The organism is Segetibacter aerophilus (assembly GCF_007991655.1).
Lineage (GTDB): Bacteria > Bacteroidota > Bacteroidia > Chitinophagales > Chitinophagaceae > Segetibacter > Segetibacter aerophilus.
The window spans coordinates 181204-198093 of record NZ_BJYT01000010.1 but is presented as its reverse complement, the minus strand read 5'-3'; the positions used below and the strand labels follow the sequence as shown (position 1 = coordinate 198093).

Genomic DNA, 16890 nt, shown 5'->3' with positions numbered 1-16890 from the left:
ATTTTAGTGAAAAACGGCAGTTATTGAACTGTCGTTTTTTATTACAGCAAGTATGCTACAGGGAAAAAAAATACTTCTGGGAATAACAGGCAGTATTGCTGCATATAAATCTGTGTTGATTGTTCGGCTGTTGGTTATTGCGGGTGCTGAGGTAAAAGTTATTATAACACCTGCCGCAAAAGACTTTGTTTCATCTTTAACCCTGGCTACCCTAAGCAGGAATAAAGTTCTACATGAGATGGCGGATGAGGATACATGGTCAAATCATGTTATGCTGGGACGTTGGGCAGATGTTATGCTAATAGCACCTGTTAGTTGTAACACTTTATCAAAGATGGCAAATGGGATTTGTGATAACTTATTACTCGCTGCATATCTTTCTGCTACATGCCCCGTAATTGTCGCTCCTGCTATGGATGAAGATATGTGGCACCATCCCGCTACAAAGAGTAATATTAAAACTTTGGAAGGTTTTGGAAACGCTGTTATCTCTGTCGGAAAAGGTGAACTGGCAAGCGGGTTATATGGCGAGGGAAGAATGGCCGAACCAGAGGATATTGTAAAGTATTTATACGAGAAATTTTTTAGGGGTGACATTTTAAAAGGTAAAAAAGTTGTTGTTACTGCCGGACCAACATACGAAGCTATTGACCCGGTTAGATTTGTTGGAAATCATTCCAGTGGTAAAATGGGAATAGCCCTTGCAGAAGCGTTTTATGAAAGGGGTGCAGACGTTCAGTTGGTTTGTGGACCTGTAAATGTTGAGGTTGCTTATAACGGTATAGAACTTAAAAGGGTTACCTCTGCACTAGAGATGTATACGCAAGTTGAAGCGCTCTTCCCAACATCCCATGTAGCAGTGATGGCGGCGGCTGTGGCAGATTATGCACCAACAACTGTGGCGGGGGAGAAGATTAAAAAAAGCCACGAACTGTTAACTCTCAAGTTGACTAAGACGAAAGACATTCTCAAATCGATGGGTGCTCTTAAAAGCAACAAGCAGTTTCTTGTAGGCTTTGCGCTGGAGACAGAGAACGAGCAGGAGAATGCTTTGAAAAAACTATCGTCTAAAAACGCAGATTTAATTGTATTAAATAGCTTAAAAGACACCTCTGCCGGTTTCGGAAAAGATACTAACAAAGTAACTATTTTTGATAGGGAAGGACAGGCATTTGATTTCGAACCCAAAAGCAAAAAATTGGTGGCCAACGATATTGTAGACTTAATTATAAAAAAGCTAAATGAAAAAGCATAGTTTTTTGATGTTGCTGTTTATAGCTGTCTTGCATGTTACAAACTATGGACAGGAACTACAGGCAAAAGTAACCGTTATAGCTAGCCGTGTACCGAATACAGTAGACAAAAAAATATTTCAAACGCTTCAGTCTCAACTGACAAATTTCATAAACAATCGTAAATGGACTTCGGAAGTTGTTCAACCGCAAGAGCGAATCGAGTGCAGCTTTTTATTAAATATTGAAAGTGTCGTTGAGACAAACGTTTATAAAGCGAGTCTTACCATACAGGCTGCTCGACCTGTTTATAATTCTTCCTACTCCACTGCTCTTATCAATTTTCAAGATGCGGATGTGACTTTTAGATATGTCGAATATCAGCCGGTGGAGTTTAACGAAAATCGTGTGCAGGGTTCAGATGCTTTGGCAAGCAACCTCACAGCCACCTTTGCTTATTATGTCAATATTATTCTGGGGCTCGATTACGATTCATTTGGACCGAAAGGAGGGGATTTATATTTTCAAAAAGCGCAGAATATAGTTAACAACGCACCCGAAAACAGAAACATCAGCGGCTGGAAGGCTTTTGATGGTTCAAGAAACAGGTACTGGCTTGCAGAGAATTTATTAAACACAAGATTTAACCTTGTTCACGACGTCATTTATAGTTACTACCGCCAGGGGCTGGATTTTATGTACGATAACCAGGTGGAAGGCAGAACTAAAATACTTAACTCATTAGCCCAACTGCAAACCCTTAACCAGGAAAATCCAAACTCGATGATTGTACAGTTTTTTATGATTGGAAAATCGCAGGAGCTTATTCAGATTTTTAAGAAAGCAACCTCACAAGATAAGGTAAGGGCGATAGAAGCTTTACAAAAACTGGATGTAGCAAATGCTTCAAAGTATCAACAGGAACTAAAATGAGAAATCTGGTAATAGTTTCTCTTTTGATCATTTCTATCGGTTGCGCTTCAAGCCCTGTCCCTAAGAATATACTTCCTCCCGAAAGAATGCAGAAAGTAGTCTATGATCTTATTCGCATAGATGAGTTTGTAAATAATTTTGTAATTAAAGACTCGACGGTTGACATAAAAAAGAAGCGGAGTATTTTATATGAGCAGGTTTTCAAGGTAAACCAAACATCGAGGAAAGAGTTCTATCAGAGCTATAAATACTATCAGCAGCATCCTGATGTTCAGAAAGGTTTATATGATTCTTTATATGAAAAGATGAATCGGCAAAAGATAGAAGAAGCCAAACCTAAACCGGAAAAGACTGCCAAATAGAAAACGACAGCATTTTCAAACTACTAGCCGACGGTAAGCTTTCAACCTTTTAGGGCACGGCTTCAATAAAGAGAAAATGTACAAGTGTGCGACGCAACAGGAGTTGGGAGGAGAGTTACTGCTGGGAACAAAAATGTTCCCTTTTTAGTTTTTCAGTATAAATTGTATGTATGAATAAAGTAGTTAAAAATGCTGAAGCGGCAATTGATGACGTGCTTGATGGGAATACAATAATGTTAGGAGGATTTGGCTTATGTGGAATACCGGAAAATTGTATAACAGCACTCGTAAATAAGAATGTAAAAGAGTTGACATGCATTTCGAATAACGCCGGCATTGATAATTTTGGTCTTGGCAGGCTTCTGCAAACAAGGCAGATTAAGAAAATGATGAGTAGTTATGTTGGAGAAAATGCAGAATTCGAAAGACAACTTTTAAGCGGAGAGCTCGAGGTAGAATTGATTCCACAGGGAACCTTGGCTACACGCATTCAAATGGCGGCAATGGGAATACCAGCTTTCTTTACGCCTGCAGGGTATGGAACCGAAATAGCTGAAGGTAAAGAGTGTAGGGAGTTTAATGGAAAAATGCATTTAATGGAGCATGCTTTGCCTGCTGACTTTGCAATGGTAAAAGCCTGGAAGGGGGATACATTAGGCAACCTTGTGTTTAGAAAAACTACCCGCAATTTTTCTACATCAATGGCAAAAGCGGGAAACATTACAATAGCGGAGGTAGAGCATTTGGTTACACCTGGAGAATTGGATCCCGATGAAATACATGTTGCGGGAATTTATGTGCACCGTATTTTCGAGGGAGTAGATTATGAAAAACGGATAGAGCGGAGGACGGTTCGATTAACTAATCAACAGTAAGATCAAATGTTTATATCTACAAAGTACCTGGTATCAAAGTACGGGATTGACGAGACAATAGCGCGGTTTTTTGTTGATAGAGAACCTCCTGTCGACAACTTGTATTGGCATGAGAAACTCCTTTATCTACGACCAGCCCCGGGTTATTTGTTTATTCCACTTATTGTTGATTTATTGTTCAAACTAGGGATTGACAAGGAGAAGTTGTTTTCAGAAAAGTTCATTGGTACAATGGAAAGAATAGGCCATATTAGTGCACTTGAGGAGATTAAAAAGATATCAGCTCAAGAAGCAATTGAACAATGCAACGATCTCGTAGAAAAAGTCTCAGTAAATACTGCATGGCTTACTGATGTGAAAGAATATTTGAATGGTAGGCAAGGCAGCTTGTTGGGTAAACTAGTTACTCCATTTAAATCTTTGCACAGAGGCGATGTCTTTTTATTGTCTTTGTCCATGCTTGAGTTTTCCTCTTCATTATTTGAAGCTATCGGGCAGCAATGGTTTGCACTTATCAGTGCATTGCTTTTGCTGGACGATGCAGAAGATATTGAAAGTGACCGGGAAACCGGCGATGAAAATGCTTACCTCGAAAGCGGCCTAAACGCTAAGGGTCTCCATCGCATAGCTGAACTGGTGCAACATGATGTGGAAACAATAGCTTCAGTTAACCCAGTTATGGCAGTTGAACTAGAAAGGCAGCACACAGCTTTAGTGGAAAAGCACACCTTCTTACACTATTAAATCAGCAAACGTGAGTTTAGATAAATTTGGCATTGCCCGGCGAATAGCACAAGAGTTGCGGGACGGGATGTACGTAAATCTCGGCATAGGCATTCCTACACTTGTGAGCAATTATATACCGGCAGGGATGACTGTAATATTTCAAAGTGAGAATGGAATTTTAGGAATGGGGCCGTACCCGGTTGAAGAAGAAATCGATGCTGATCTTATTAACGCAGGAAAGGAAACGGTAACAGTTATACCGGGCGGAGCTTTTTTTGACAGCGCAGAGAGCTTTGGAATGATCAGGGCAGGAAAAGTTGACTTAACTGTATTGGGTGCTATGGAAGTAAGTGAAACAGGTGACATCGCCAATTGGAAAATTCCTGGTAAGATGGTAAAAGGAATGGGTGGGGCAATGGACCTGGTCGCCAGTGCAAAGAATATCATTGTTGCTATGCAGCATACCAATCCTAAAGGTGAAAGTAAGTTGTTACCCAAGTGCACACTTCCTCTCACAGGGGTTAATTGTGTAAAAAAGATTGTAACTGAGCTGGCTGTGATGAATGTGACCGCAGAAGGATTTGTATTACTTGAAAGAGCGCCAGGGGTATCTGTTGATGAGATAGTTGTTAAAACAAAAGGAACGTTGATCGTTCCTGATCACGTTCCTGAAATGAGTTTATAATATTTCTAAAGTACGGTTTATAAAGCCAGGTAACCGGTCCAAAATTCAAAGGACCTTCCTTTACGTTCATCAGGTAGAAAAAATCCTGCAATCGACATAGTCTTGTAGCTGATAAAGCTATTCTTGTCAGCATGTCCCTGGAAGTGTACAGATCTCCACGTACCGGTATTCAAATAAATTTTACTTCTTTTTTCTTTACTGCTATCTATGTAAGAGTTCATTGGAACAACTTCAGCATAATGAGTATGGCCCATAACAAAGAAGTCTTTTTCTTCGTCTTTCGAAATGTCTATGGCATATTGCTTATAGGATTCGAATTGATCTTTGTTGAAGCCTAAATGACTTATTACGTTACCTAATGTTTCGATACTAAAAATGTCGGCAACTATTTCTGCCAGTTTCATCTTGAAACTTAACCAATGATTTTCTGAGATTATTTCGTTGTGTCTGAAGCCCTCTATCACCAACTCGAGTGCGTCACTTATTGCTTTGTTAACTACTTCGCTGTCAAGTTTTGTCTCTTTTAATACCTGTGTTATCCAGGCAGGTGCGAGGCTGTAAGGGCGTAAATTGTCAATTTCACGAATCTGTTTAATAAAGGTCTTTATCTCCTCTTCAGTGCCCGCGCTTTTAGGACTCCTTCTAATACATTCTTCTATTTTCTTAGGAATTTCATTAAGCATCTTAATGACGACGACGTCTCCTACCGAAGACGCATCGCGATGGGGTGTTTGATAATTGGTTTTATCAAACCGATCGCCATGCTCAGCAAAAACCTTGTGCGCCTCTTGTATTTCCTGTATCACTTTGCTGTCATTATAAGCGTAAGGGAAAGGTTGGTCCTTTTCGTTTGCTAGACCTAATTCATCGATTACCCTGTTACGAATTTTATTGATCCGCTTATCCTTTATATAAAAGAACCAATCGTGGTTACCAATCATGTAATAGATATTTACCTTTATAGACACCTTTTCTTCACTTGCTTTATACTTTATCTTTCTTGTTGCTTTTTCCTCTTCATTCGCACGCCTCATCTCTTTCGGAATTAATAAATCGCCTTCAGCAATGCCTTTTAGTATGCTGAAAGAAGAGGCATTGAAATCTAAAATTCCGGAAGCTATTTTTTCGATGTTTTCGAAGAAGTCATCTTGTCTTTCTTTTGTCCATGGCATTAGTGTGTCTAAAGCTTCGTTCCATTGCTCGGATCTTATCATATCCAGAATGTCTCCCAGTAATATGATGTCCATCTGCTCAACAGGCTTATAATATTCCTGGTTGTTTTCATCACATCTCCATGAAGCATCGTAAGCCATATCGCTTATCCTGTTTCTAAATAAACGAAATGCAGAGTCGCTAATTACTTCCCCGGAACTTCCGTCGGTAAGATGTATGTCACTGATTATTACAAGCATAGTACGAGTTGGGTTTGAAAATAAATATTAGTAGTGGCGTAGAAAAATATACAAATACCTGTAGAAAACTAAATTTTAGCGAAGTAGTTTTCATTTATTCTCAATAGACAACTGTAATAAACCAAAGGCTACAATAGGTGATTTTCATATTTACGCAGTTGGCCGAAGTATTCAGCCGACTGAAATGTTTTGGTGAGTACCTATAGCTGTAACGATTTGCAGATGAAAGAGATAATAAAAAATTAAGTCGCTGTTGAATTCTTAATCCTTTTCGCGTTTAAAATATAAACAACCGAAATGTTTATATATTTTTGTATCCCCCTAAACTTCGTAAAATGACAATGGACACATCAGCAAAAAACATTGTTTTGTATGCAGATGATGATATAGATGATATTCAACTTGTACGAGATGCATTTTCAGAATACTCACAAAATGTTAAACTAGTAACAGTCGAGGATGGTTTGGAAGCACTGTCTTTTCTAAAAAATCTCTCCTCAGATGATCCCGCACCTTGTTTGATTATACTTGACATTAACATGCCAAGAATGGATGGCAAAGAGGCCTTGGTAAAAATCAGGCAAATGAAGCGGTTCGAAGACATTCCCTCTATCTTATTTACCACATCTTCACAAAAGCGCGACAAGGATTTCGCTGAAAAATACAACGCCGGTTTTCTAACAAAGCCTATTGATTTTACTCAAATGGATATTATCGCGCGCAAGTTTATCGAGCATTGTTCAGATGATATTAAAAAGAATATCACAAGAGAATTTAACTGACAATAATTCTCCTTCCTGTATAGTTTCAAGGTTTAAAGCTTTGTAGGTCGCAATTACTTTTTTTGGAAAAGCCAGCTTTTTGATAGATGATTTCCTTTTAATATTTGTATGGTAGCTTTTTTGCAGTAATGCTGCAAAGAGCGATTATGAGGAAAAAAATCACTGCTAAGGGATTATTCGAAGTATTAAAAAACGCATTTACTGGTTTTGGAGACGATAAAGTGACCAAACTTAGTGGTTCACTTGCGTATTACACCATTTTTTCAATGGGTCCTTTGTTGGTTGTTATCATCTCTTTGTGCGGTCTTTTCCTGGGGCGCGAAGCTGTTGAAGGGAAAATATATAACACGCTTACAGGTTTTGTTGGTGCCGATACTGCCGGCCAGTTACAGGAAATAATTAAAAACGCCTCCCTTGCAGGTAAAAGTAAGATAGCTGCTATTATCGGGGCTATTACTCTTATTGTTGGGGCAACTACTGTGTTTGCAGAAATTCAAGATTCTATTAATGGAATCTGGGGGCTAAAGCCTAAACCGAAAAGAGGGTGGCTTAAGATGTTACAAAATCGTTTTCTTTCGTTTTCTGTAATTGTAAGTCTCGGATTTTTGTTACTGGTATCATTAGGAATTACTGCTATTATTGACGGTTTTAGCGAACGGCTGCGAAGTCATTTCCCTGATGTTACGGTTGTGGTATTTTATATTGTAAACGTAGCTATCACTCTTGCAGTCACTACCTTGATTTTTGGGGTGATATTTAAAGTTTTACCTGACGCTAAAATTAAATGGAAGGATGTTATAGCCGGCGCTATTGCAACTTCATTGTTGTTTATGCTTGGCAAGTTTGCAATCTCATTTTATATCAGCAAAAGCGACATTGGTACTACATATGGTACCGCTGGCTCTATGGTTGTTTTATTGCTCTGGATCTATTATTCCTCTATCATCCTATATTTTGGGGCAGAATTTACAAAGGCATATGCTATCAAATTTGGATCAGAAATACATCCAAATCATTACGCCGTTACAACTAAAGTAGTAGAAGTTGAAACAGGTGGTCAGTCCGTTCAAAAGGCTGAGGCAACAGATGTAAAGACAGTACCGAAAGTACCGGAAAAGAAGTAGTGATACTTGGCCGTAAGGTTTTAATGTTTTAGTGGTCTTTTTTACTTTTCTCAACATCGTTGTGTCACTCACTTGTACGACAAATCTTTGTTTACCTTTCACTATTCGTGACCTCAATAAAAAATCCAAACATAAATAATCGTGCAGATGCCGTGGGTACTATTAATTCTTGGGGGGCTTTTTGAAACAGCATTTGCAACTTGCCTTGGAAAGGCTAAAGAATCTACAGGAACAACCGCAACTATGTGGATTGTCGGGTTTTTTATAAGCTTATCTATAAGTATGTTCTTATTGTATAAAGCAACTCAAACGCTTCCTATCGGAACTGCTTATGCAGTTTGGACAGGAATTGGTGCAGTGGGGACTGTCATTGTCGGAATTATATTCTTTAAAGAGCCGGCAGAATTTTGGCGTTTATTTTTTATCTCCACTTTAGTCGCTTCTATTATCGGTCTTAGATATGTTTCGGAATAATTGAAATCTCTTTGAAATCCATCCAAAGTAAGAAACCGCTTCAACAAAAATTTCCCGCTAGACTAAGAATGGTTGATATTTGTTCAAACACTTGAATGAAAAAAATTATCGTTTTACTACTAATAATTTTTACACTTTTTGCTGCGTATTCATCTAAACCCGACGACAAGACTTGCATAATAGAGGCTGTAAAATCGGTATGGGGTCCACTAACTCCAACTACCGAAAGGCCGGTTTACTATGAACAATTTATGGACTTAACAAGCAAGTTGGTAGAGATAGACGACTGGATTTTCTTGAAGCGTATCAAGTACAAGTTTACCAGCGAGAAGAAGACAGTGGCTTTCGGAGCTTTTAAAAAAGTCTTTACGTTTAATCGGACTTCAAAAAAATAGCAGAGCGTTTACTGCTTTCAATCAAATTTTTCTCCGTGTCCTTTCAGCCGCTTTATACAATTCGATAGTGACCTGTAATGGTGATAGGTAGCTTTCCATATGTGACCCTTTAAAGCAGTTTGTTTTTCAGGCTGTTTATCGAGACCAGCCTCGTACCAGTCCCCATACTTGTGATCTATCAGGTAGGTTTGAGTGTATTGCCAAAGCTTTTTGAATTTGTCGAAATAATGCATTGGGTCATTTGGAAATTGGTCTGACATCAGTAGCAACGTATTTAATCCTTCTGCTTGTGCCCACCAGTTTTTTGTGTCTAATATAATTTTTATGTTTTGTTGGTCTTTAAAGTAATAGCCTTCATCGTAAAAGCCACCTACATTGCTGTCCCAGCCATTTCTTAAGGCGTGGTCTACCATTCTTTTAGCAACTGTCATCGTACTTTGATCATTCTTCCAGCCCAAGGCATGCGATGCCTCTAGCATTAAAAAAGCTGTTTCCACGTCGTGCCCAAACGATACATGATCAAGATTTCGATGCCTTAAAATGGACGTTTCAGAAGAGTCTCTAAAGGAAACCGGTGTCCAGTCGGGCTGAAAGAAGAGAACGAGATTCCCTCTATTAGTAGTTATTACATCCCTTACAAGTAAAAGCATTTCTTGCAACCGCTCCCTCACCAACTTGTCTGGCCAAACGCTATATAATTCAGTAAAAGCTTCCAGCAAATGAATTGAAGTGTTTTGATCTTTATAACCTAAGTCTGAAGTTGAAGGCACCGTATTATCTCTCACCACCGGTGTTCCGTCTCTTTGCAAATGCTGGTAATAACCTTTGTAGATCGGATCATGACTATGCTGTTCCATCCACAGAAAGGCTTTTTTTACAAGATTGAGGGCACCGGTATCATGCGACATCTTGTAGTAAGCAGCGAGTGCATAAATGCCGAATGAATTGCCATAGGCTTCTTTTGGCTTTCGCTTATCGCTTTTATCGTTTCCCTGCCGATCGACTAAGTTATAGAACCCGCCATATGTCTTATCCCACATGACGTCTCTTAAAAATTTAAACCCATGCTTAGCGCCTGCTTTATAAAAAGGAACACTGGGATAAAATTCCGCTGCCTTTGCATTAGTCCAGGTATGACGAGCCTGGGTAACAATCATTTTGTCCTGGTTGCCAGTTGGCTTAAAATCGTAGGTATATGAGGTGATGAAACCACCATAAAGGCTGTCTTCGGATTGCGGATACCATTTGTTTAGCAGTTCGGTTCTTATTGACTTATCCATTTCAGCTGCTATCTTCAGCCGTTCAGGGGAAGAGATGTTTGTTTTTTTTTGTTGCGCAGATAAAGCTGAAGTAAATAGCAATAAGATTGCAAAAGCGGTTTTAATCATACTTTAAATGGCGTTTGTCATAAAAATACGGTAATAAAATTTAGGCTAAAAAAGTTGCAGGATGCTAAAGCATACAAGAGTGCGACGCCACAAAAGTGAAATAGTAGTAATATTGCCGGGACTATAATGATCGTTACGGGCGATCATCTTTTTACAAATACAATGAAAGACTTTACGAAATATTACATCATTCCCGCTCAGCCGGCAGAGATCTATATCGCGCTTACCAATCCAGCTACAATACAATTGTGGACCGGGCAAAAGGCCGATATGTCAACTGTTCCAGGTTCTGAGTTTTCTTTATGGAACGATAGTATTGCTGGACGAAATATAGAGTTTGAAGACGGGAAAAAAATTGTGCAGGAATGGTACTTTGGAGACCAGGAAGAGGAGTCTATCGTAACTATAAAACTGCATCCACATAAAAGTGGAACATCTGTTGAATTAAGGCATACAAATATTCCGGACAGTGAATTTGAAGATATTGTAGAAGGTTGGGATGAGGTTTATTTTGGTTCGTTGCTGGAATTTTATGACGAAGAATAAAGACACTTCTATACAAAGAACAAGTGAGCGAATCCTGCTCTTACAATATTAGACACTGTAATGGAAGAACCCCAAACGAATCCTGAAATACTTCTGCAATTACTAACGATGAAGATGCCTTTCGGTAAATACAAAGATATATTCATATATCTATTACCGGTCTCATACTTGGAATGGTTTCAACGAAAAGGATTTCCGAAAGGCAAGTTGGGAGTCCTGTTAGCGACGATGTATGAAATTAAAATAAATGGTTTGGAGTATTTATTAGAGCCATTGAAGAAAAGGTAGCCCGTTCTCACTTCAAAAAGACAATGTCGACTTTAATCCGCCTGCAAAGCCTAAGTAGTTAAAGCTAAGTTTAAACAATACATAAGTAAAACAATCTTAGTTCCTAGGCGTTGTTTCACCTGTCTGTCGCTTATCATAACACCTTTTCGAAATTATTTTTTAATTAAGTTTTTCATTCTACTTTTGGACCGTTTTTATCAAATAGTCGAAAATGCTGGAACAGGTTGCAAAAGATGAGTTTATGGTCAGGGAAATACTTTCCACTGCCAAAACTTTGTTTGCACAACATGGTTTGAAGAAAACGACAATGGAAGATATTGCGAACTCTCTCGGTAAAGGAAAGAGTAGTTTGTATTATTATTTCCAGGGAAAAACAGAAATCTTTGAGGCCGTTGTTGAAGAAGAATTAAAGAACCTTTTACGACTGACACGGCAAGCTGTTAATATGGCTATAACGGCAAAAGATAAACTGAAAGCGTATTCGAGAACGCGCGCGAGGGTGATGGAAAAGTTTCATAATCTAAGTTCAGTAGTGTACGAAGATATTTTTAATCATATTGGAGTGGTTTTAAAACTGAAACAAAAACACGATGAAACGCAAATTGATTTGATAAGAGAAATTCTTAAAGTTGGTGTGCAAACGGGAGAATTTAAAAAGTTGGCAGAAAGAGATATAGAGCTATTCTCATTTACACTTGTAGCAGCATTTAGGGGTATTGAATTGCCGCTGTCTGCATCAAGGTTTGTACGTAATTGTGAGAACGGACCCGACGTACTTGTAGATATAATGGTTGATGGAATTAAAGGATAAAGTGTGGATAGAGTGAAAATAACTTAAAGTTTGAAAAGGTTAAAAAAACACTTATAATCATTATTTTTAAGTTTCATACACTTGCTTTATGAAAGACAACAATCTTTCATCCTTTAAATGAAATTGGTAAACTATGGCTGATAATATACTTTAATAGAAAAATGTGCAAGGCTTCTTAAATATTGGATAATGCAGAAAAAACTACATAAGAAGATAGAGCAGTTTAAAGATGCTGCTTTAATTAAACAACAAGGTATCTACCCCTATTTTAGAGTGATACAATGTGGGCAGGATACTGAGGTAGTACTTAACGGTAAAAGGGTACTAATGTTTGGTTCGAACTCATATTTGGGTTTAACCAATCATCCGAAAATAGAAGAAGCCGCAAAAAAAGCCATCGACAAATATGGAACAGGTTGTGCCGGTTCACGTTTTTTAAACGGCACTTTAGATATACATATTGAACTTGAGCAGAAGTTGGCTAAATATGTAAATAAAGAATCCGCGCTCCTTTTTAGTACAGGTTTCCAGGTAAATCTTGGCGTGTTGTCTTGCGTCACCGGAAGAACAGACTATCTAATTTTAGATGAGTATGACCACGCTTCTATCATTGATGGGTGCAGGCTTTCTTTTTCAAGAACGATTAAGTATCGCCACAACGATATGGGTGATCTTGAACAGAAGTTAGCTGCTTTGCCGTCCGAAGCTATAAAACTGATTGTAGTAGACGGCATATTTAGTATGGAAGGTGACTTTGTGAAACTGCCTGAAATAGTAGATATCGCAGAAAAGTACGGGGCAAACATTATGGTAGACGATGCTCATAGCCTTGGTGTAATTGGCGAGGCTGGTGCCGGCACTGCATCGCATTTTGGGTTAACTGATAAAGTAGATCTTATCGGTGGCACATTTAGTAAGTCACTTGCTTCACTTGGTGGTTTCGTTGCTGGTGATGAAGTGATTATAGATTATTTGAAGCACAAGGCACGTTCTTTAATTTTTAGTGCTAGTATGACGCCGGCTTCAGTAGCAAGTGTTTTAGCAGCATTAGAAATTATACAGAGTGAGCCAGAACGTATAGAGCAACTGTGGGCCAATACCCGCTATGCGAAGCAACTATTGTTGGAGGAAGGGTTTGAGTTGGGACCAACTGAAAGCCCCATTATTCCTGTATATGTAAGAGATAATCACAAAACTTTTATGCTCACGAAGATGTTGCAGGAAGATGGAATATTTGTAAATCCTGTTGTTTCTCCTGCTGTTCCATCTGATGCTTCGCTCATTCGCTTTTCCCTGATGGCAACACATACATTCTCTCAAATTGAAGAGGCCGTAGAAAAATTAACTAAAGTTGCTGCTCATCTGGAAATACCAAGAATGAAGCAAAAGTTTGAATTATGATAAAAATTGAGCCGGTAACGTCAAAAAAGCAGCTTGCTGCTTTTATTGATTTTCCTCATGATCTCTATGCAAATGATCCAAACTATGTTCCAGAACTTTTCATTGCACAAAGAGATATTTTAACGCCGGGTAAGCATCCCTTTCACGAACACTCATCTCTCCAGTGCTTTTTAGCTGTAAATGAAAATAAAAAGGTGAAGGGAAGAATTGCTGCAATTTTAAATAATAACCACAATAAATTCAACAAGACCAACGACGGCTTTTTTGGTTTCTTCGATTGTGTCGATGATAATACTATAGCCAAAGCATTATTTGAAGAAGCGGAGAAATGGTTGAAGGAAAAGGGCGTTGCTACTATGATTGGTCCTGTTAATCCGTCGACAAACGAAACAGTAGGTGTTTTAATTGACGGTTTCGACAAGCCCCCTGTGGCTATGATGACCTACAACCAGCCTTACTACATCAAACTTTACGAGCAAAACGGGTTGCACAAGCAGGTTGATTTGTTTGCGTACGATTTGCAGACAAATACAGTTAGCGAACGTGCTGTTAAGTTGCAGGAAGCGCTAATGAAAAGACTTGAACAGCGAGGGATTACCATCAGGAAGATTAATGTAAAGGATTTCAAAAATGAGGTAGCAAAAGTCAGGGAAATTTATAACTCAGCGTGGGACAGTAATCTTGGATTTGTACCTGCAACAGAAAACGAGTTTAATTACCTGGCAAAGGATTTAAAGATGATTTTAGATCCTGACTTCTGCCTGGTGGCAGAGCATGGGTCTAAAATGGTTGGGTTCGCTTTGGCTGTACCTGACGTTAATCAAATTCAGAAAAAAATAAAAAAAGGAAGATTATTTCCAACGGGAATTTTCAAACTTTTATTAGGACTGAAAAAGGTCGATTACGTACGAATAATTACACTTGGAGTAATTGAGGAATACAGGAAAATGGGAATTGAAGCTTGCTTTTATGCGCAAATAATAAAAAAGGCCGGCGAGAAAAAAATAAAGGGCGGTGAAGCTTCGTGGATATTGGAAACAAACGAGATGATGAATAAGGCAATGCAGAACATCAACGGTAAAGTTTATAAGAAGTACCGTGTTTACGAAAAAGTAATATGAAGCAAAAGGTCTTGATAACTGGTGCAAGTGGTTTTGTTGGTTTTCATCTAATTGAAGCTGCTCTTGCAAAAGGACTAGATGTATATGCAGCCGTTAGAAAGACAAGTGATATTAAGCATCTAGCCTCCCATAAAATTAATTATACCTATCTCAATTTTACCTCTGCTGAAAGTCTCGAAAAAGAACTTAGGGAGAGAGAATATGACTTTATCATTCATGCGGCCGGTACAACCAAAGCAAAGAACCAGGAAGAATACAATACTGTTAACGCTTTGTACACTATCAATCTCGCTAAAGCATCTGCAAACAATCCCCACCTAAAGAAAATTGTTTTTATCAGCAGCCTGGCTGCTTTAGGTCCACTGGATCAAACAGAGAGGTTAATAACTGAGCAAACAAACCCGCGTCCTGTTACCGCTTATGGCCAAAGCAAACTACTGGCTGAAAAGCAGTTGAAAGGCTTGAAGCTCCCTCTAATCGTTTTGCGACCCACTGCTGTCTACGGGTCACGGGATAAAGACATTTTCATAATTCTAAAAACGTTTAGTAAAGGCTTCGAACCTTACATCGGGCACATACCACAGCAATTAAGTTTTGTGTATGTGAAAGATTTGGCTGCTGCATCAGTCAATTCTTTGTTTACCTCAGATGAAGCAAATGGAGCATACAACATTACAGACGGCAACTGCTACAATCGTTACGAAATGGCCAACATAACGAAGAGTGTATTGAATAAAAAAACGATTAAAGTTCATCTGCCGTTGCCCGTCGTAAAGGGTTTTGCGCTGGTTTTGGAAAAGGCGTTTGGAATGTTTGGAAAAACGCCTGCAGTAAATCTTGAAAAGTTGAACGAACTGACGGCAATAAACTGGTGTTGCGATATAGAAAAGGCAAGGAAAAATTTAGGTTATAGTCCATCATACAACTTGCAACGAGGGCTTAAAGAAACACTGGAATGGTACAAACAGAATGCGTGGTTGTAAATTTTAAAGGCTTGAAAATTTTACAAAGCCTGCCTTAAAGAGGTGAGGCTTTTTTTATATAGTATGATTGAAATCCATAAACTGGTAGCCACGTTTTTCGGCCTGGGATATATAGGCAAAGGTGGCGGAACGCTTGCTGCAGTTGCTCTTTGTATTATCTGGCTGTTGATACCAACCCAAGACTTCACAATCTTGGTTCAAATTCTTTCGTTAATAGTAGTATGTGTAGCAGGAGTTTGGTCTGGAAACGTAGTGGATAGAATTTGGGGTAAAGACAGCAGCAAGGTCGTCATCGACGAGGTGGCAGGCATGATGATAACTTTGATCTTTTTACCAATTACCCTTAAATATGTTTTAACCGGCCTGGTACTTTTTAGGTTTTTTGACATCGCTAAGCCCCTGCTTATAAAAAGAATGGAGTTGCTTCCAAAAGGATGGGGCGTTATGGCAGACGATGTATTAGCGGGTTTGTACGCTCATATTTTATTGATGGTAATAGTACACTTTAAACTTTTCTAATAGTTTTTTCTGAATTCAGCGAAATTGCTATCTCTAACTTTTGTTGCGTCGCACTCTTGTACCGTTTATTCATTTTTTGCAACAGATGCTTGCATCAATAGTCTTGTTTGCAGTAAAGAACAATTAAACCTTTAAGACTGTTATTAGACCGTTTAAAACCTTTGCATGCCTTTATGAAAATACAAGCCATTAGTTTTGTTTTAAAAAGCTTTACGTATTGTTTGAAATGCTAATCTTTTTTTTAAATTTTACACGCTGTCTTATTTAGATAAAGTGGGAAAAGGTTTTTAGGTGTGCAACCAAAAGAAGCTGTATAATTTTTTAAAAAAGCTGCCAATAGTACTACAGGCAAACGGAGCGTCGCAACTATGACGCCTTTTAAACAAAGGCTGGTATTTAACTAAAAGTAATTTCTTAAAAGCTTTTGACAGAAGGCGCAACGTTGTTATAAAAATGCTTACTTTTCTTAAGGCGAATATATCCTCTTCGATTGCTTCATTTTTTGATTACCTAATCACCATTTTTCTTGTAAATCTCTTTCGGATCGATGTAGTTATTGCAAGCACATCGGGAACCGTTTGCGGTGGAGTGCTTAATTTTTTTATCGGCAGAACGTGGGTTTTTGAATCAAGAAAAAGGAAAGTGCATCAGCAGGCTTTCAGGTACGGAATAGTTTGGACGGGCAACCTCATATTAAATACAGGCGGTATGTACATTATGACAAAACTGCTAAAAGTACATTATGTGTTCGCAAAACTTTTTGTATCGCTGATCGTAGGTTTCTGTTATAACTATGTGCTACAGAAAAAGTATGTTTTCAAAAATAATTGATT

The 16890-nt window shown here is 38.5% G+C and carries 20 protein-coding genes; 18 read left to right on the top strand and 2 right to left on the bottom strand.

What is annotated here, in order from left to right:
* Window positions 1–52 precede the first annotated feature (52 nt).
* From coaBC to SAE01_RS14570, 6 genes are all read left to right on the top strand, one after another.
* A complete protein-coding gene (gene coaBC / locus SAE01_RS14595) occupies window positions 53–1255 on the top strand; it encodes a bifunctional phosphopantothenoylcysteine decarboxylase/phosphopantothenate--cysteine ligase CoaBC (protein ID WP_147204520.1) in 1203 nt (400 codons plus the stop codon).
* Window positions 1242–2165 carry a type IX secretion system protein PorD gene (porD, locus tag SAE01_RS14590; RefSeq protein ID WP_147204519.1) on the top strand — a complete coding sequence of 308 codons (924 nt, stop codon included), beginning with the start codon at window positions 1242–1244 and terminating at the stop codon, window positions 2163–2165. Before coaBC ends, porD begins: the two co-directional genes overlap by 14 nt.
* Complete coding sequence (locus SAE01_RS14585) at window positions 2162–2527, top strand: DUF4296 domain-containing protein (RefSeq protein ID WP_147204518.1); 366 nt, start codon at window positions 2162–2164, stop codon at window positions 2525–2527. The genes porD and SAE01_RS14585 overlap by 4 nt, the downstream gene beginning before the upstream one ends.
* A 170-nt stretch (window positions 2528–2697) precedes the next feature.
* Window positions 2698–3402, top strand: a complete 705-nt coding sequence (locus SAE01_RS14580) for a CoA transferase subunit A (protein WP_147204517.1) — start codon at window positions 2698–2700, stop codon at window positions 3400–3402.
* Window positions 3403–3408: 6 nt separating this feature from the next.
* A complete protein-coding gene (locus tag SAE01_RS14575) occupies window positions 3409–4146 on the top strand; it encodes a hypothetical protein (protein ID WP_147204516.1) in 738 nt (245 codons plus the stop codon).
* Window positions 4147–4156: 10 nt separating this feature from the next.
* Window positions 4157–4813: a 3-oxoacid CoA-transferase subunit B gene (locus SAE01_RS14570; RefSeq protein ID WP_147204515.1), complete on the top strand. Its 657-nt coding sequence runs from the start codon at window positions 4157–4159 to the stop codon at window positions 4811–4813.
* A 17-nt stretch (window positions 4814–4830) separates the two neighbouring features.
* On the opposite strand, the gene SAE01_RS14565 is transcribed toward SAE01_RS14570, so the two are convergent.
* Complete coding sequence (locus tag SAE01_RS14565; RefSeq protein ID WP_147204514.1) at window positions 4831–6225, bottom strand: hypothetical protein; 1395 nt, start codon at window positions 6223–6225, stop codon at window positions 4831–4833.
* 341 nt (window positions 6226–6566) lie between these two features.
* On the opposite strand from SAE01_RS14565, the gene SAE01_RS14560 reads away from it, so the two are divergent.
* The 4 genes from SAE01_RS14560 to SAE01_RS14545 all read left to right on the top strand — a co-directional run bounded on the left by SAE01_RS14560 (window position 6567) and on the right by SAE01_RS14545 (window position 9000).
* Window positions 6567–7007 (top strand): response regulator, encoded by a 441-nt coding sequence (locus SAE01_RS14560; protein WP_170234166.1) that lies wholly within the window; start codon window positions 6567–6569, stop codon window positions 7005–7007.
* A 146-nt stretch (window positions 7008–7153) separates the two neighbouring features.
* Window positions 7154–8131: a YihY/virulence factor BrkB family protein gene (locus SAE01_RS14555; protein ID WP_147204512.1), complete on the top strand. Its 978-nt coding sequence runs from the start codon at window positions 7154–7156 to the stop codon at window positions 8129–8131.
* Between the two features lie 147 nt (window positions 8132–8278).
* Window positions 8279–8605, top strand: coding sequence for a DMT family transporter (locus SAE01_RS14550; RefSeq protein ID WP_147204511.1), 327 nt, complete (start codon window positions 8279–8281; stop codon window positions 8603–8605).
* A 95-nt stretch (window positions 8606–8700) separates the two neighbouring features.
* Window positions 8701–9000 (top strand): hypothetical protein, encoded by a 300-nt coding sequence (locus SAE01_RS14545; protein ID WP_147204510.1) that lies wholly within the window; start codon window positions 8701–8703, stop codon window positions 8998–9000.
* Between the two features lie 17 nt (window positions 9001–9017).
* On the opposite strand, the gene SAE01_RS14540 is transcribed toward SAE01_RS14545, so the two are convergent.
* Complete coding sequence (locus SAE01_RS14540; protein ID WP_147204509.1) at window positions 9018–10388, bottom strand: AGE family epimerase/isomerase; 1371 nt, start codon at window positions 10386–10388, stop codon at window positions 9018–9020.
* Between the two features lie 126 nt (window positions 10389–10514).
* On the opposite strand from SAE01_RS14540, the gene SAE01_RS14535 reads away from it, so the two are divergent.
* The 8 genes from SAE01_RS14535 (at window position 10515) to SAE01_RS14500 (ending at window position 16888) form a co-directional block, all read left to right on the top strand.
* Complete coding sequence (locus tag SAE01_RS14535; protein ID WP_218029162.1) at window positions 10515–10934, top strand: SRPBCC domain-containing protein; 420 nt, start codon at window positions 10515–10517, stop codon at window positions 10932–10934.
* Window positions 10935–10994: 60 nt separating this feature from the next.
* A complete protein-coding gene (locus SAE01_RS14530) occupies window positions 10995–11222 on the top strand; it encodes a DUF3820 family protein (protein ID WP_147204508.1) in 228 nt (75 codons plus the stop codon).
* A 211-nt stretch (window positions 11223–11433) separates the two neighbouring features.
* Window positions 11434–12033 (top strand): TetR/AcrR family transcriptional regulator, encoded by a 600-nt coding sequence (locus tag SAE01_RS14525; protein ID WP_147204507.1) that lies wholly within the window; start codon window positions 11434–11436, stop codon window positions 12031–12033.
* A gap of 189 nt (window positions 12034–12222) precedes the next feature.
* Window positions 12223–13434: a serine palmitoyltransferase gene (gene spt, locus SAE01_RS14520; RefSeq protein WP_147204506.1), complete on the top strand. Its 1212-nt coding sequence runs from the start codon at window positions 12223–12225 to the stop codon at window positions 13432–13434.
* The gene (locus tag SAE01_RS14515; RefSeq protein WP_147204505.1) at window positions 13431–14555 is read left to right on the top strand and encodes a hypothetical protein; all 1125 of its coding nucleotides are present in this window, start codon (window positions 13431–13433) and stop codon (window positions 14553–14555) included. The genes spt and SAE01_RS14515 overlap by 4 nt, the downstream gene beginning before the upstream one ends.
* Window positions 14552–15538, top strand: coding sequence for an NAD-dependent epimerase/dehydratase family protein (locus SAE01_RS14510; RefSeq protein ID WP_147204504.1), 987 nt, complete (start codon window positions 14552–14554; stop codon window positions 15536–15538). Before SAE01_RS14515 ends, SAE01_RS14510 begins: the two co-directional genes overlap by 4 nt.
* Window positions 15539–15601: 63 nt before the next feature.
* Window positions 15602–16057 carry a phosphatidylglycerophosphatase A family protein gene (locus SAE01_RS14505; RefSeq protein ID WP_147204503.1) on the top strand — a complete coding sequence of 152 codons (456 nt, stop codon included), beginning with the start codon at window positions 15602–15604 and terminating at the stop codon, window positions 16055–16057.
* 453 nt (window positions 16058–16510) lie between these two features.
* A complete protein-coding gene (locus tag SAE01_RS14500; RefSeq protein ID WP_147204502.1) occupies window positions 16511–16888 on the top strand; it encodes a GtrA family protein in 378 nt (125 codons plus the stop codon).
* The last annotated feature ends 2 nt before the right edge of the window (window positions 16889–16890 follow it).